Here is a 15,575-nt window from a genome sequence, read left to right as displayed (position 1 = left end):
CAAATGGGGCGTTCGACGTTGTGCAACCAGCCTTACTGCTGCTTTGGCATCAGCGGATTCTCGCGCGTGAGGAGATTCATGAACTCCTCGCCCGTGATCGTCTCCTTCTTGTACAGATAACGAGCCAGCTCATGGAGCTTAAACTTGTTCTCCTTGAGGATCTGCAGGGCGCGGTCATGTGCGTCCTCGATCAGCTTGGCGACGATCGCGTCGACGCGCTCGGCCGTACCGGGGGCACAGGTGAGCGACGTGTCCTGGTTGAGGTAGGCATTCTGAACGGTACCGAGCGCCATCATGCCAAACTCTTCCGACATACCAAAGCGCGTCACCATGTTGCGGGCGAGCTTGGTGGCCTGCTCGATATCATTGGCCGCGCCAGTCGTCATCTCACCAAAGATGAGCTCCTCGGCAGCACGTCCGCCGCAGTAGACAGCGAGCTTGTCGAGCACCTCCTGGCGCGTGGTCAAGAAGCGCTCGTCCTCCTCGACCTGCATGGTGTAGCCCAGAGCACCGCTCGTACGCGGCACGATGGTGATCTTCGTAACCGGCGCAGAACCCTTCTGGCGGGCGGCAACGATGGCATGGCCGATCTCGTGATAGGACACGACCTGTTTCTCGTGATCGGACAGCACCGTGGACTTACGCTGCTGGCCGGCGATGACGACCTCCACCGACTCCTCGAAGTCGTCCTGGGTTGCACGCTTGCGACCCTCGCGAACGGCGCGCAGGGCGCCCTCGTTGATGATATTGGCCAGGTCGGCGCCCGAGGCTCCGGGCGTGGCGCGGGCAATCGCGGTCAGATCGATCGGCGGCTCGGTCTTCACACTCTTGGCGTGAAGCTCGAGGATGTTCTTGCGGCCGGTCAGGTCGGGCAGCTCAACGGGGATGCGGCGGTCAAAACGACCGGGGCGCAGCAGAGCGGGATCGAGGCTGTCAGGACGGTTGGTGGCAGCGAGGACGACGATACCCTTGTGGTTGTCGAAGCCATCCATCTCGGTCAGCAGCTGGTTGAGCGTTTGCTCACGCTCGTCGTTGCCGCTAAAGCCGCCACCGTCACGCTTTTTGCCGATGGTATCAATCTCATCGATAAATACGATACAGGGGGCCTTTTCCTTAGCCTGCTTAAACAGGTCGCGCACCTTGGCGGCGCCACGGCCGACGAACATCTCGACGAACTCAGAGCCCGAAATGCTAAAGAACGGTACGCCCGCCTCGCCGGCAACAGCCTTGGCAAGCAGGGTCTTACCAGTGCCAGGAGGGCCCACGAGAAGAGCACCGCGCGGCAGCTTGGCGCCGATTTCCTCATAGCGCTGCGGCTTCTCCAGAAAGTCGACGACCTCCTTCAGGGATTCCTTGGCCTCTTCCTGACCAGCAACATCCTTAAAGGTCACGCCCACGTCCTTGGAAGCAATCACGCGCGCGCCGGACTTACCCAGTCCACCGCCGCCAAAGCCGCCGCCACCAAAATTCATGGACGGGCCGTCATCGCCCATGGCCTTCTTCATACGGCGGTTGAGCCACCAGCCGATGAGGAAGAAAATCGCCATGGGAAGGACGAGCGTGAGCAAGTAGTAAGTCATCAGGCCCGAGTTCTTATCGGGAACCACCGACTCCAGCGAGGCGCCGGCCTCGAGCACGCGATCGGTAAAGCCCGTGTCACTCGGCACGCCGGTCGTCTTGTAGGCGATGTTCTCGTCCTCGCCCTTCTTGGTGTAATAAATCGAGTAATCGTCCGTGTTGTACTCGACCTTGTCGACACTCTTCTTATCGAGCGCTTTGACAAACGTCGAATAATCGGTCTTCGTAATCTGCTGCGTGTGACCGATGTTGGGGAACAGAACGGTCGAGAGCACGAGGTAGACGACGAAGGCGATGAGCACGTAGAGGATCATATTCCGTCTACGTTTGTTGTCATCCATCTCCATCTGCTTGAACTCCATCTACTGGGGTTGATAATGCTAACTAGAATACCCAACCCGGCCGGCGATAAACCGACGCCGGGCACGAAAGAATAGAGATGGCATCACTCGAAGTCGGCAAGGTTCAGATCTACACGGGCGACGGCAAGGGCAAGACGACGGCTGCGCTGGGGCTTGCACTGCGCGCCACGGGCTATGGACTTAACGTGCTTATGCTGCAGTTTGCCAAGAAGCTGCACTGCGCCGAGCATGATGCGGCGCCCCGTTTAGGTCTGCGCATCGTACAAGCCGACCGCGACACGCCCGAAGCCTGTGCCGCACAGATCATAGAGCTGGCGCGCGAGCAGATTAGCAAAGTCGACGTTCTGATTCTGGACGAACTTGGCGAGGCCATGCGCCGTGGATTTGTGACGCGCGTGGATGTCGAAGCGCTGATCGCGACAAAGCCCGCCACCACGGAGCTCGTGCTTACCGGCCGCGGTCTGCTGCCCCTCGCCGATCTGGCAGACCTGGTCACCGAAATGCGCCCCGTCAAACATTACTTCGACGAAGGCCTCCTAGCCCGCCAAGGCATCGAATACTAAATGATCCGAAGGGGACGGAGGAAAACGGATCATTTTGCCTTATCGCCAGGTCAATGATCCGTTTTCCTCCGTCCCCTACGGATCATTAGGCGGTGGCGCGGCCGAGCCAGTTGCCGCTGTGGTGGTAGATGGTAAACATCGTGGCCGTGATGAGCCAGGTTACGGGGTAAACCAGCAGCAGGTGCTCAAGCGACGGATCGAACGGCATAATCGCAAACACCCAGATCACCCTGAGCACGACGGTGCCAAAAATCGTGAGCATCATAGGCTGGAAGCTCACGCCAGCGCCGCGGATGGAGCCGGACGCGTTTTCGATAATCGAGAAGATCGCGTAGAACGGCGCGATGAAATGAAGAATCGTCGTGGTGTAGGCCGAAATCGAAGCATCGTCGACAAACAGACGCGACAACGGACCCGAGAACACCAGTAGCACGGCAGACAGGCCACCAATGAGCATAAACGACAGCACAAGCGACGTATGGTAGCCCTTGCGCATGCGCTCGTAGTTGCGCGCGCCAAAGTTCTGTGCCGAGAACGTGGTGATCGAAACGCCAAGCGCCTCGGTAACCATCCAGACAATGCCATCCAAACGGCCCGAAAGACCCCACGCCGTGGTGACATCGGCACCAAACGAGTTGACCGACACCTGAATCAAAACGTTGGAAATCGAATACGCAGCAGACTGAAAGCCAAGCGGCAGACCACACGAGATCATGCTCTTACAAATGCCAGGATCAATGCAGAGTTTGGACAGTGAAAGCCGCCACGCACCCGGAGCGTGCATCATACGAATCACGATCATCGTGGCGTTGGAGCAAATGGTCAGCGCCACCGCGATGCCGCAGCCCAGAGCCTCCATATGAAGCACGGCAACGAAGATGACATCCAGCACCGCATTAACAAGGCAGCCGGAAGCAATGATCACAGCAGGGCCGCGTGTGTCGCCCACGGCGCGCAGCAGCGCCGTTCCCATATTGAGCAGCAGCGCCGCAACCATGGCGGCAAAATAGCAACGAGCATAGGCCACGCCCTCGGCCAATAGTTCATGCGGCGTGTTCATAAGTACCAGCATGGGCTCAACGAACACTATGCCAAGAATCGAGAAAACGATACCGCCCACCAGCGCGAGCGTCATGGCCGTATGGACCGAACGACTCAATCGCTCATCATCGTGCTGACCAAAATACTGACCGGTAATGACCGCGCAGCCAGCGCCAACGCCAACGCAAAAGCCAATGCAGAGCTCGGTGAGCACCATCGTGGCTTGAATGCCACCCAGCGCGAGCTTGCCGCCAAACTGGCCGACGATATACGTACCAATAAGCGTGTAAGCCTGCTGAAAAAACGAGCTAAAGAAGATAGGGACGCACAGCGACAGCAGCTGTTGCCAAATGACACCCTGCGTTACATCGATAGCCGTAGATTTCTTAGCCACACGCCCTCCCCACCAGCGTACGTCAAACAACAAAACGGCAATTTAAGACCAAAGCCGATACCAGCTTAGCACCGACCGACGTCGGCCGAAACGCCCCGAACCAGAGCCCGGTGCTAACTATCTGCCTAGTGATACAGCCCCGGCTGGTAGTGGTACTCGTTGCTCACATGCGGGCACAGCTGCCAAAAGGCAACAGCGCTTGCCGCGGCCACGTTGAGTGAATCGACCCCATGTGCCATCGGAATACGCACGGCGCGGTCGCAGCCTGCAATGGTCTTGGCGCCCAAGCCAGCACCCTCGGTGCCCATAAAGATTGCCAGGCGGTCAATCTCCTGGAGCGCGGGATCGTCCAGCGACACCGAATCATCCGTCAACGCCATAGCGGCACACGAAAAGCCGGCATCGTGTAGCGCCGCCAGCCCATCATGCGGCCATACGCGCGCTTCGCTGCCAATGCGTGTCCAGGGCACCTGGAACACCGTGCCCATGCTCACGCGGGCCGAGCGACGGTACAGCGGATCGCAGCACGTAGGGCTCACCAAAATGCCATCGACGTTCAGCGCAGCCGCCGAGCGGAAAATCGCGCCGACGTTGGTGTGGTCGACAATGCCCTCGAGCACGCACACGCGCACCGGGCGCTCCCCCGCCGCATCGACGACGCCACCCAAGAACTCGGCTACCGGAATCTGACGTGGACGACGGAATGCCGCGAGCGCACCGCGCGTCACATTGAAGCCCGTCAGCTGCTCCATAAGCTCCATGGAGGCAACGAACACAGGAACCGGACCCGCGCCCTCGCGCACAATCAGGCGCTCAAACAGCGGCATCATCTGGTCGAGCCAGCGCTCGCCCAAAAGAAAGCTCACCGGCTGGTATCCGGCGCGAACCGCACGCTCGATGACCTTGGCACTCTCGGCGATAAAAATGCCCTTCTGCGGCTCCAGCACGCAGCGAAGCTCACGCTCGGTCAGTCGCACGTAGGCATCGAGCCGCTCGTCCTCGAGAGAATCGATTCGCAGCACCTCAACGGCATCAGTCATAGCAGCCAGCCCGCACCCTTCTTTACAGCACATCTATACCAAACGAGGCGACGCTAAGCGCCGCCCCATGCATTCAAACAACCCGATGATACCGTTCACGCCAGACGATTTACGCCTCAACGCGACGATACGTCACGAACTCATAATCGACACCCTCGTCTCCCTCGCCCGAGGCAATCGTGGCAACACCGTCACGCCGCGCAATCTCCCACGCGGGATCGGCATCCAAATCGGGAAAGTACGTATCCACGTCATGCACGCAATGGTCATGCGTAACCTCGGCCTCCACGCAATACGGCAAAAACTGTCGATATACCTCGCCGCCGCCGATTACCCAGGCAACGGGTTCATCGGCAACCGCGGCAAGCGCCTCGTCGATACTATGCACCACGTCGACGCCCTCGGGAGCAAAGTCCTCATCGCGCGTGAGCACGATATTGCGGCGGTTCTTGAGCGGACGTCCGCCGGGAAAACTCAGCAGCGTCTTGCGTCCCATAATGACCGGGCAACCTTTGGTACACGCCACAAAATGGCGCATGTCGGCGCGATTGGACACGACCATGTCACCCTCGCACCCAATGCCCCAATCGTCACACACGGCAACAATGGCAGAAAGCTTACACCTCATGCGCGTCACCTACACCGCAATGGGGATGTTCTTGACCTGAGGGCCGTGCTCATAGCCCTCGACGATCAGATCATCGGTCGTAAACGCATAGAAGTCATGCACATCGGGGTTGAGCGTTACCTTGGGCGCAGCAAACTGCGGACGCTCAATAAGCTCGCGAACGATATCGACATGACGGTCGTAAATGTGGGCATCGGCAATCACATGCAGCAGCTCGCCAGCGATCATATCGACCGACTGCGCGACCATCATCAGCAAAATGGCGTACTGGCACACATTCCAGTTGTTCGCAGCCAAAATATCCTGGCTGCGCTGGTTGAGAATCATGTTGAGCGTCGGTTTATCATCCTGCGGACGCTGCGTCACGTTATACGTCACGCTGTAGGCACACGGATACAGGTGCATCTCGGACAGGTCGCTAAACACATAGGTGTTCGTCATAATGCGGCGGCTGTACGGCGTGTTCTTAAGGTCGTACAGCACGCGATCCATCTGGTCAAAGTCGCCCTCGGCATAATGGCTCTTCTGCCCAATCTGATACCCGTAGGCCTTGCCGATGGAGCCAGTCTCGTCGGCCCACTCGTCCCAAATATGGCTGTTGAGGTCATGCACGTTATTGGACTTCTTTTGATAGATCCATAGGATCTCATCCATGGCAGATTTGAGGGCCGTACGACGCAGGGTAAGCGCCGGAAACTCCTCACGCAGGTCGTAGCGTGCCGTGACGCCAAAGTTTTTAATGGTATAGGCAGGGGTGCCGTCCTCCCACACCGGGCGGACCTTTTGGCCCTCGGTGGTGGTGCCATGGTCCAGAATATCGCGGCACATGGTTACAAACTGTTGATCAGCCTTGCTCATTGACCCTCCTGTCAGTCGCCTATAAGCGAGATTCATTGTAGCCCAGGCACATGCGGCCCCACAGCCCAAACATAAGCCCTCATTTTCTGGCATATGCCAGAAATTCATTGCATAAATCTGCGCGTTCGCTATTCTATTGTTGACATATGTCAGATAAGGAGAGCACATGGCAGGAAGACGCGAGAAACTGCGCCGCGTCGGGATCATCCCCGAATACCGCGGCTTTACCCCCGACGGCCTTGCCAGTGGAGACGCCATCGACATGACGGTCGACGAGCTCGAAGTCCTGCGGCTGTGCGACCTGGAAGGCCTCAATCAGGAGGCCGTCGCCCAGCACATGGGCATCGCACGCGCCACGGTGGCGGCAATTTGCAGTCGAGCGCATCGCAAGGTGGCAAACGCGCTGGTCAACGGACGAGCGCTCATCATCGAGGGCGGCAATATCGCGTACTCCCCCATCACCACAACGACGGCCGCATGGCCAGCAAAGGAGATCGACACCATGAGGGTGGCAACCACGTACGACAACGGCAACATCTTTATGCACTTTGGCCGCAGCGAGCAGTTCAAGATCTACGACATTCAGGACGGCAAGGTGCTCAACGAGCAGGTCGTGGGCACCGGCGGCACCGGCCACGGCGCCCTGGCGGGCTTGCTCGCCAACGGCGGCGTGGACACGCTCATCTGCGGCGGTATCGGCGGTGGCGCTATCAACGCGCTTGCCCAAGCCGGCATCACGGTATACGCAGGTGCCCAGGGCAGCTGCGACGCTTGCGTCGAGGCCCTTATCGCCGGCAAGCTCGCACAGAACGGCGAGGCCACCTGCGGCTGCCACGGCCATGACCACGCCCACGAACATGGCGAGTCCTGCAGCTGCCACGGCCATCACGAGCACGAGGGCCATGAGGGCTGCGGCTGCCACTAACGGCACGGCACCGCGAGCTCGGGGCGCGACGCCGAACGCAACCCAACAATCAAAGCCAACAACAAAGGCTACCCGGTAGCATCCGAGTGGCCTTTGCCATATCAAGCTGGAATTACAGCTCTATTTCTTATTACGCATCTGCGCTTCCATCTGGCGCAGCAGCTCCATATCGGACTTGGGACCGCCCGTACCCAGGCCGCCCATGCCGCCCAGACCCATAGCGTCCAGCCCAGGGATATTGGGCATGCGCATCTTTTTGCCCTTCTTGCCCTTTTTGCCCTTCTTGCCGCCGGCCTGTGCCTGATTGGCCATCGTGCGCATGCGGCCCATCATCTTATTCATCTCGCCCCACTGCTTCATAAGGCTGTTGACCTCGGTGGGGGTTACGCCGGCGCCCTTGGCAATACGCGCGCGACGCTGACCGTTGATGATGGAGGGACGCAGGCGCTCCTCCTTGGTCATCGACATGATGATGGCCTCGTTCTTATCGAAGATGCCCTCGTCCAGGTTGCCGCCCATCTGGTTGAGTGCACGCTGGCCACCGGGGAGCATGCCCAGAATGCCCTTCATGCCGCCCATCTTCTTGACGGCCTTCATCTGGTCGAGCATGTCGTTCATGGTAAAGCCCTCGCGCAGCATGCGCTCGGCGGCCTCGAGCTGCTCGGCATCGGCGGCCTCCTGGGCCTTCTCGATAATGCCGACAACATCACCCATGCCCAAGATGCGCTTGGCCATGCGGTCGGGGTAGAACGGCTCCAGCGAATCGGGCTTCTCGCCCATGCTCACGAACTTGATGGGCTTGCCGGTCACCTGGCGCACGGAAAGCGCACCGCCGCCGCGGGCATCGCCGTCGAGCTTGGAGATGATAACGCCGTCAAAATCGGTGCGCTCGGCAAACGTCGAGACAACGTTGACGATATCCTGGCCGGTCATGGCGTCGACGACCATCAGCACCTGGTCGGGCTTGACGGCCTTCTTGATGTCGACGGCCTCCTGCATCATCTGCTCGTCGATCTGCAGACGACCGGCGGTATCGACGATGACCACGTCACGCAGGTGGTCGACGGCCTCCTGGATGGCACCCTTGGCAATGTCGACCGGGTGCGCGCCGTCACCGCGGAAGACCGGCACGCCAATCTCGCCACCGAGCGTGGCCAGCTGGTCGGCAGCAGCGGGACGATAGACGTCGCACGCGGCGAGCAGCGGCGAGCGGCCCTGCTTCTTGAGCAGGTAGGCAAGCTTTACGGCAGCCGTGGTCTTACCGGAGCCCTGCAGGCCCACGAGCATGATGACATTGGGAATGCGGTTACTAAAGACGAGCTTGCTCTCGGTGGAGCCGAGCATCTCGGTGAGCTCGTCGAGCACGATCTTAACGACGTTTTGCGCCGGCGAGAGCGACTCCATGACCTCGGCGGTCATACAGCGCTCTTTGGTCTTGGCGACGAACTCCTTGACGACCTTGAAGTTGACGTCGGCCTCGAGCAGCGCCATGCGAATGTCGCGCATGGCCGAAGTAATATCGGCCTCGGTCAGCTTACCCTTGCCGCGCAGGCGGTCAAATGTGTCGTTGAGGCGATCGCTCAGGGAATCAAACACTAGTCACTCCTTAATTGGACTCGCCCACCAGGGCGCGGCAGAAATCTTTTGCATTAAACTCCTGCAGGTCATCGACCTGCTCGCCCACGCCGATGCGCAGAATCGGGAGCTTGAGCTTCTCGGCCACGGCCATGGCGATACCGCCCTTAGCCGTACCGTCGAGCTTAGTCATGATAATACCGTCCAGGCCCAGCGCCTCGTTAAACTCGAGCGCCTGGTTCAGACCGTTCTGGCCAGTGGCGGCATCGATCACAAGCACGACCGAAACGGGCATGGGACCGGCGGCCATATTGGCGGCGCGCTTACGGGTCACATTGACCACCTTGGCAAGCTCGCGCATGAGCTCGGGGCTCGTGTGCAGACGACCGGCGGTATCAATGAGCACCAGGTCGCTGCCGCGCTTATCGGCCTCGTCGAGCACGTCATAGCACACGCTCGCCGGATCGGAGCCGCGGTCACGCTTGATGACGGGCACGCCGGCACGCTGGCCCCACACATCGAGCTGCTCGATGGCGGCGGCGCGGAAGGTGTCGGCCGAACCGATCACCACGTTCTTGCCGCGGGCGGCCATGGCGCTCGCGATCTTACCGACCGTCGTGGTCTTGCCGGCACCGTTGATGCCGACAAACAGCACGCAGCTCGGCGTGTCGGAAAACGGATCGCGCTCAACAGGCACAAAATGGCCCTCGAGCTGCTCGGCCAGGGCGCGGCGAAGCTGCGGGGCGGTCTTGAGGTTCTTCTTGGCAGCGGCGTCGCGCAGGTTATCGGAGACCTGAATGGCGACCTCGGCACCCATGTCACCCATAACGAGGGTGTCCTCAAGGTCCTCCCAAAAATCCTCGTCGACCTCGCCGCCAAAGTAGAAGACCTCGTTGAGGGCCTCGCGGCTGCGCTCAAGTCCGCGCGAGAGTGCGTCAAAAAATCCCATTATGCATTCACGACCTTTCCGGTTTCGCAATCGAGTTTTTGCGAGACGACGCGACTGACACCGTCGGCTTGCATCGAGACGCCGTAGAGAACGTCAGCATCCTCCATAGTACGGCGCTGATGCGAGATTACCAAGAGCTGCGTATCGGAACGCAGCACATCGAGGGCGCCGATGAGCTTGGACAGGTTGGCGTCGTCGAGCGCCGCCTCGACCTCGTCCAGCACATAGAACGGCACCGTGCGCGTACGGTATACGGCAAAGAGCAGGGCGAGCGCCGTCAGGCTCTTCTCGCCGCCCGACATGAGCATCATCTTGGTGATGCGCTTGCCGCGCGGCTGCGCCACGACCTCAATGCCAGTCTCGGCCGGATGCTCGGGGTCGGTCATCTCCAAATGTGCCTGGCCGCCCGGGAAGAGCATGGCGAAGATCTCGCGGAAATTCGCATCAACCTTCTCAAGCGTCACCAGGAAGGCTTTACGCATCTTGCGGTCGATGGCCACGGTGATCTTGGTGAGCGCCTTGCGCGCGCTCTCAAGATCGGTCAGCTGCTCCTCGATGTAATCGGCGCGGCGCTTGAGCTGCTCGTACTCCTCCATGGCAACCTGGTTCACGGGGCCCAGGTTGTTGATCTGGCGCGCGAGTTGATTAAGCTCGCGCTCGGCGGCGTCGCGATCGGTGGGCGCCGGCAGCATGAGCGCTTCCTCAAGCACCGTGGTGCCATCGGCGGTGATGGCCTTGATGGCAGCCTCGACCTGCACCTCGAGCTTGCCGCGCGCCACCTTGAACTCATTTTGCGCTGTGGCGGCAACATCGACCCGCTCTTTGGCGCGGGCGACCTCGGTCTTGGCGTCCTCGATGGTCTTCTTAAGCGAAGCCGAGTCCGCCTCCTCAAGCGTTGCCTGATCGCGCAGGCGCGCAGCCCAGTCCGAGGCGCGCTCCAACAGGGCGGAATAGCGCTCGTGCATGGGATCGACGCGAAGGCGCAGCAGCTCGAGCGAGCGCGAGGCCTGACGCGTCCCGCGGATACGACGGTCGATACCCTCCAGACGATGCTCAAGATCGGGCACGCGGCCCTTCAGCGAACGCAGGCGCTCGCTCGTCTGAGCCAGGCGTACCTTAGCGTCGGCGAGCTTACCGGCGGCCTCGGAATCGTCACGGCGCACGCGGTCGAGCTCGTCATTGGCCTCGGCAATCTGCAAGCCTAAGTCGCTCGCCTGCGCACGGGCCTCGTCACGCGAACGGGTAAGTTCATCCACGCGCGGGCGTGCGGCACGAACGGCCTCGGCAGCCTGCTCGCGGCGCTTGGAAATACGCACGCGCTCGACTTCGCCATTGTTGGCGCTTTGCTCCAGACGGCCGATCTCGGACAACAGGGAGCGACGCTCGCCCTCAAGACGGGCGATCTCGCCGGCGGCATCGCCCTCAGCGGCACGCGCTTCCTCAACGGCCGCATTGGCCTCGACGACCTGATCCGACACATGCTCAAACACGGCAGTCAGATCGGGCTCCAGGCCCTCCAGCTCGCGAATGCGACGCTTGCGCTCCAGAGCACCCGAGGCCTCGCCGGCATCGAGCCCCACACGCACCAGGCCGCCACAGCTTACGCGGGCGCCATCGGGAGTCACGTAGGTCACACCGTCAACGACAGGCGCCGACAGCGCGGCAGCAAGATCGTCCACTACGTAATAGCCGCCGAGCAGCGCCTCGACAATCGGGCCATAACCGGCACGCACGGAAAGGCGATCGACCAGACGCGAACCGGCAGCGCCCTCGGCGGCAGCAGAGCCGCTCACGCCGCGCGCCACCAGCAGCGCCTCACCCGAGGCCTTCTTCTGGTCCAGAGCGGCACGACCGGCACGCTCAAGCGAGGACGTATCATCAAACAGCAGCGCATCGATATCGCCGGCGAGCAATTGCTCAGCTAGGCCCTCAAGCTCGCGCGGGGCTTCGAGCACATCGCCCAGGCGACCCGTTACGTCATCGCCCAGCGCACCCACCAGACGGCTCACGAGCGGTGAGCTGTCGGCCATGCGGGCATCGAGTTTCTTTTGGCTGGCAAGCTCCGAGCGCACCTCGGATAACTTGTTGCGCGCCTCGCTCTCGCGGGCACGCAGGTCCTTCAGGGCCGCGCGTGCGGTCTCGGTGGCCTCACGCGCATCGACCTGAGCCTGGCGCGCTTCCTCAAGAGCGCCCTCAAGCTCCTCGGCGCGGTCGCGACGGCTCTCGAGCGAGGCCGTGACCTCCTCGAGCTGTTCATCGATCTGCTCCAGGCGCGAGGCATACATGTTGTCCTCGACCTCGGCGTTGCTCAAGGAATCCTTCACCTTGGCGAGCTCGAGCGCGGCGTTATCGGCTACGCGCTGCACATCGCGTTGCTCACGCGTAAGCTGCGAAATCTGATTGTCGAGCGCCACGCGCCGCTCATTGAGCTCGGCGGCGGCAGGACCAGCGGCGTCAACGTCCTCCTGGGCCTGCATGTGCGCACCGGTCACTTCCTCAAGCTGCGCACGCGAGTCCTCGAGCTCCTCGACCACGCGACGTCGCTGATGCTCGGAGCTCGAAATCTGCCCGCGCATGTCAGACAGGCGCGACACCATGTTGTGGCCCTTTTCTTCGAGCAGGCGCATGTCGGAGTTAATGCGGCCGACCACATCTTGCATATGACGGCGCTGCTCACCCAGGTCGCCCACAAACAGGCCCTTTTCCTCGAGCATGACCTGAAGCTTCTCGAGCTCGCGCTCCTTTTCGCCCAAGCGGTACTGCGCAAGCTCCAGCTCGGCCGCGCCCTCTTTGGAGCGGCTCTCCAGGTCGTTCCACTGCGACTGCAGCGAACGCAGCTCGTCGACGGCCAGCATCTGCGTAAGCTCGTTCGCGCGCGAGGACAGCTCTTTGTACTTGCGCGCGCGATCGACCTGACGCTCCAGCGGTCGCAGCTGACGGGCGATTTCCTTATTGATGTCGCGAGCACGCGTCAGATGCTCGTCCATCGACTTAATCTTTTTGAGCGCACGCTCCTTGCGGCGCTTGTGCTTGGAGATGCCGGCGGCCTCCTCGATGAGAGCGCGGCGCTCCTCGGGGCGGCTCTGCAAAATGGCGTCGAGCTTGCCCTGGCTGATGATGGAATGCGTATCCTTGCCCAGGCCCGAATCGTGCAGGATGTCCTGAATGTCCATCAGGCGGCACGGACTCGAGTTGATGAGGTACTCGCTTTCGCCCGAGCGATACATGCGACGGGTGATGGCGACCTCGTCAAAATCGACGGGCAGCATATGGTCCGAATTATCGAGCACCAGCGTGACCTCGGCGACACCCACCGGCTTGCGCGCTGACGAGCCCGAAAAGATGACATCCTCCATGGCCTGGCCGCGCAGCTGCTTGGCGCTCTGCTCACCCAGGACCCACAGGATGGAGTCGGAGATGTTCGATTTTCCCGAGCCGTTGGGACCGACGATGACGGTCAGGCCCGGCCCAAACGTCATATGTGCGCGATCGGCAAACGACTTGAACCCTTTGAGCGTGAGGGACTTGAGATACACGGTTCCTCGCTTACACGTGCTTCTTGTTGAGAATCACGCCGTTGGTGGTGTAACCCATGCGGTCGAGCGCTTCGAGCGCGGCGGCTCCCTCGGCTTCCTTCTTTGAGGAGCCGGAGCCGCGACCCTGGCGAATACCATCGATCAAAACCACGGCGGTGAAGGTGGGCGCATGCGCCGGGCCCTCGGAGCCAACGAGCTTATACGCCGGGGGTTCATGACCGTCGGCTTGCACGCACTCCTGCAAAAACGACTTGGGGTTTGCAGGATGCTCGGCACGCTCGGAAGCCAAATGCGGTTTAAGCGTACGATGGATAAACTCCGCTGCGGCATCCCAGCCGGCATCCAGGTACAGTGCGCCCACGAGCGACTCGTAGACGTTCTCGAGCGCCGAATGCAGGCCGCGCGCACCGGTACCGGTCTCGGAGGCACCAAAGATGATGATGTCGTCGATGCCCAGCTCGTGAGAAACCTCGGACAGCGTAGCGCCCGAGACAAGCGATACCTTCAGGCGTGTGAGCTTGCCCTCGTCAAACTCCGGATAGGACTCAAACAGGGAGCGTGCGACCACGGCGCCCAAAATGGAATCGCCCAAGAACTCAAGGCGCTCATAGCTGGCAGAAACCGGCTGGCCCTCGACTGCCGAGGGATGCGTAAGGGCCGCGCGCAGCAGCACCTTATTATTGAACTCGTGGCCCAGAATTTCCTGGGCGCGCGTAAGTCGTTCAGACAAAGCCAAAACCTAGGCCTCCCTGGCGTTTTCGATGGCGTCGACGGCGTCGGCGACAGAGTTGAGCGAGAGCAGAGTCTCGTCATCGATCTCGAGGTTAAACTCGTCCTCGATAGCCGTAACCAGCTGCAGGCGCTCGAGCGAGTTGGCATCGAGATCGTCAAAGGTGGTCTCATCGCTAATTTCGGCAACATCGACGCCCAGAACGTCAGCAGCGACCTCGGCGATCTTGTCGAAGATTTCGGAGCGGTCCATAGCGCTTCCTCTCATAGTGCATGAATACCAAAAGAATGGTACCGCCCGGGCGGTACCAAGACACGGTTCTGATTCTACCCCACGACGCACGCCCCGAGACGCATAACGCCGCTGTTATAAAACGATACCGTCCATAGAGTTGGCGACGTTCTCGACCAGCCCGGCGCGCACGGCTTCGGCCGCCGCGAGCGTACCGTTTTTAACAGCCTCGACCGAGGTGGCGCCATGGCCGATCAGGACCACGCCGCGCAGGCCCAAAAGAATCGCGCCGCCCTTGGCGTCGCCAGAGAGCTTGGCTTTAATCTCGCGCATCTGCTTTTTGATGAGCAGCGCGGCAATCTTGGTGCCGAGCGAAGACATAAAGGCACCCTTGAGTTCCTGCAGCAAAAACTTGGCAGCGCCCTCGGTGGCCTTGAGTGCGATGTTGCCCGACATGCCGTCGGCAACGACGACATCGAAGTTACCGGAGGTGATGTCCGTTCCCTCGCAGTTACCCACAAAGCCGGGAACGGCGGCTTTCATGGCCGGGAAGCACGCCTTGGTAAAGTTGGAGCCCTTCTCGTCCTCGGTGCCATTGGCAAGCAAGCCCACGCGAGGATGCTCGATGCCCAGGACAACGCGGGCATAAGCGCTACCCATCTGGGCAAAACGCACCATGTCGTCCACCTCGACATCGGGGTTGGCGCCCATGTCGCACAGCACCGTCAGGCCGCCGGCACGATTGGGCAGCGCATTGGTCAAACAGGGGCGCACCGGCTGCTTCTTGCCTTCGGCCATATATCTAAACGGTGTGACGTAGGCGGTCGCGGCAGCGGTCATGGCGCCGGTGGAGCCGGCGGAGAAAAACGCGTCCGCGTTGCCCTTTTTGATGGCGCGGCAGGCAAGCACGATCGAGGACTTACGCTTGGTCATCACGGCGCGAATGGGATCGTCATCCATGGCGATAATGTCAGGGGCTTCCAGAGCCTCCACACGCGCATGGGCCGCGGCAAAGGGATTGACGATTTCGGCGGGACCGACTGCCAGGACCTCGATATCGGGATCGGCGGCAAGCGCAGCCTCGATACCATCGAGAACAACCTGAGGTTTCTCGTCTCCGCCCACAACGTCTACACAAACGCGAACGTTACTCATATACATACTC

At 61.0% G+C, this 15,575-nt stretch carries 13 protein-coding genes; 2 read left to right on the top strand and 11 right to left on the bottom strand.

Features of this window, described 5'->3' with window-relative positions; all coding sequences use genetic code 11:
* Positions 1 to 32: 32 nt before the first annotated feature.
* Positions 33 to 1,925: an ATP-dependent zinc metalloprotease FtsH gene (ftsH, locus tag DXC18_RS00815; protein WP_192934481.1), complete on the bottom strand. Its 1,893-nt coding sequence runs from the start codon at positions 1,923 to 1,925 to the stop codon at positions 33 to 35.
* A gap of 92 nt (positions 1,926 to 2,017) precedes the next feature.
* Here ftsH and DXC18_RS00810 point away from each other — a divergent pair, with 92 nt between their 5' ends.
* Complete coding sequence (locus tag DXC18_RS00810) at positions 2,018 to 2,503, top strand: cob(I)yrinic acid a,c-diamide adenosyltransferase (protein WP_117716051.1); 486 nt, start codon at positions 2,018 to 2,020, stop codon at positions 2,501 to 2,503.
* A gap of 85 nt (positions 2,504 to 2,588) precedes the next feature.
* Here the strand turns inward: DXC18_RS00810 and DXC18_RS00805 are convergent, their stop codons facing one another.
* The 4 genes from DXC18_RS00805 to thyA all read right to left on the bottom strand — a co-directional run bounded on the left by DXC18_RS00805 (position 2,589) and on the right by thyA (position 6,464).
* A complete protein-coding gene (locus DXC18_RS00805; RefSeq protein WP_117564142.1) occupies positions 2,589 to 3,938 on the bottom strand; it encodes an MATE family efflux transporter in 1,350 nt (449 codons plus the stop codon).
* Between the two features lie 125 nt (positions 3,939 to 4,063).
* Positions 4,064 to 4,978, bottom strand: coding sequence for an RNA methyltransferase (locus DXC18_RS00800; protein WP_117655408.1), 915 nt, complete (start codon positions 4,976 to 4,978; stop codon positions 4,064 to 4,066).
* 109 nt (positions 4,979 to 5,087) lie between these two features.
* Positions 5,088 to 5,606, bottom strand: a complete 519-nt coding sequence (locus tag DXC18_RS00795; RefSeq protein ID WP_117716050.1) for a dihydrofolate reductase — start codon at positions 5,604 to 5,606, stop codon at positions 5,088 to 5,090.
* Positions 5,607 to 5,615: 9 nt separating this feature from the next.
* Positions 5,616 to 6,464 carry a thymidylate synthase gene (gene thyA / locus DXC18_RS00790; RefSeq protein WP_117564144.1) on the bottom strand — a complete coding sequence of 283 codons (849 nt, stop codon included), beginning with the start codon at positions 6,462 to 6,464 and terminating at the stop codon, positions 5,616 to 5,618.
* A 166-nt stretch (positions 6,465 to 6,630) separates the two neighbouring features.
* Here thyA and DXC18_RS00785 point away from each other — a divergent pair, with 166 nt between their 5' ends.
* Positions 6,631 to 7,389 (top strand): NifB/NifX family molybdenum-iron cluster-binding protein, encoded by a 759-nt coding sequence (locus DXC18_RS00785; RefSeq protein WP_117716049.1) that lies wholly within the window; start codon positions 6,631 to 6,633, stop codon positions 7,387 to 7,389.
* A gap of 120 nt (positions 7,390 to 7,509) precedes the next feature.
* Here the strand turns inward: DXC18_RS00785 and ffh are convergent, their stop codons facing one another.
* The 6 genes from ffh to plsX all read right to left on the bottom strand — a co-directional run bounded on the left by ffh (position 7,510) and on the right by plsX (position 15,565).
* The gene (ffh, locus tag DXC18_RS00780) at positions 7,510 to 8,985 is read right to left on the bottom strand and encodes a signal recognition particle protein (RefSeq protein WP_117637757.1); all 1,476 of its coding nucleotides are present in this window, start codon (positions 8,983 to 8,985) and stop codon (positions 7,510 to 7,512) included.
* Positions 8,986 to 8,995: 10 nt separating this feature from the next.
* Positions 8,996 to 9,913 carry a signal recognition particle-docking protein FtsY gene (gene ftsY / locus DXC18_RS00775; protein ID WP_117716048.1) on the bottom strand — a complete coding sequence of 306 codons (918 nt, stop codon included), beginning with the start codon at positions 9,911 to 9,913 and terminating at the stop codon, positions 8,996 to 8,998.
* On the bottom strand, positions 9,913 to 13,449 hold the full coding sequence (gene smc / locus DXC18_RS00770) for a chromosome segregation protein SMC (protein ID WP_117716047.1): 3,537 nt from the start codon (positions 13,447 to 13,449) through the stop codon (positions 9,913 to 9,915). The genes ftsY and smc overlap by 1 nt, the downstream gene beginning before the upstream one ends.
* Positions 13,450 to 13,459: 10 nt before the next feature.
* Positions 13,460 to 14,185, bottom strand: coding sequence for a ribonuclease III (rnc, locus tag DXC18_RS00765; RefSeq protein ID WP_117716046.1), 726 nt, complete (start codon positions 14,183 to 14,185; stop codon positions 13,460 to 13,462).
* 3 nt (positions 14,186 to 14,188) lie between these two features.
* Positions 14,189 to 14,431: an acyl carrier protein gene (locus DXC18_RS00760; protein WP_055309519.1), complete on the bottom strand. Its 243-nt coding sequence runs from the start codon at positions 14,429 to 14,431 to the stop codon at positions 14,189 to 14,191.
* Between the two features lie 114 nt (positions 14,432 to 14,545).
* A complete protein-coding gene (gene plsX / locus DXC18_RS00755) occupies positions 14,546 to 15,565 on the bottom strand; it encodes a phosphate acyltransferase PlsX (RefSeq protein WP_117716045.1) in 1,020 nt (339 codons plus the stop codon).
* Between the last annotated feature and the right edge of the window lie 10 nt (positions 15,566 to 15,575).

It is taken from the genome of Collinsella sp. OM08-14AT (assembly GCF_003438115.1).
Lineage (GTDB): Bacteria > Actinomycetota > Coriobacteriia > Coriobacteriales > Coriobacteriaceae > Collinsella.
Note: the sequence above shows the minus strand (reverse complement) of the source record. Positions and strands in the feature narration are given on the sequence as shown.

What these genes read in the sequence shown, in the direction of transcription:
- DXC18_RS00795 (WP_117716050.1), bottom strand. Translation starts at nt 5,606, where the DNA reads ATGAGGTGTAAGCTTTCTGCCATTGTTGCCGTGTGTGACGATTGGGGC.
- thyA (WP_117564144.1), bottom strand. Translation starts at nt 6,464, where the DNA reads ATGAGCAAGGCTGATCAACAGTTTGTAACCATGTGCCGCGATATTCTG.
- plsX (WP_117716045.1), bottom strand. Translation starts at nt 15,565, where the DNA reads ATGAGTAACGTTCGCGTTTGTGTAGACGTTGTGGGCGGAGACGAGAAA.
- DXC18_RS00810 (WP_117716051.1), top strand. Translation starts at nt 2,018, where the DNA reads ATGGCATCACTCGAAGTCGGCAAGGTTCAGATCTACACGGGCGACGGC.
- DXC18_RS00800 (WP_117655408.1), bottom strand. Translation starts at nt 4,978, where the DNA reads ATGACTGATGCCGTTGAGGTGCTGCGAATCGATTCTCTCGAGGACGAG.
- ftsH (WP_192934481.1), bottom strand. Translation starts at nt 1,925, where the DNA reads ATGGAGATGGATGACAACAAACGTAGACGGAATATGATCCTCTACGTG.
- DXC18_RS00760 (WP_055309519.1), bottom strand. Translation starts at nt 14,431, where the DNA reads ATGGACCGCTCCGAAATCTTCGACAAGATCGCCGAGGTCGCTGCTGAC.
- DXC18_RS00785 (WP_117716049.1), top strand. Translation starts at nt 6,631, where the DNA reads ATGGCAGGAAGACGCGAGAAACTGCGCCGCGTCGGGATCATCCCCGAA.
- ftsY (WP_117716048.1), bottom strand. Translation starts at nt 9,913, where the DNA reads ATGGGATTTTTTGACGCACTCTCGCGCGGACTTGAGCGCAGCCGCGAG.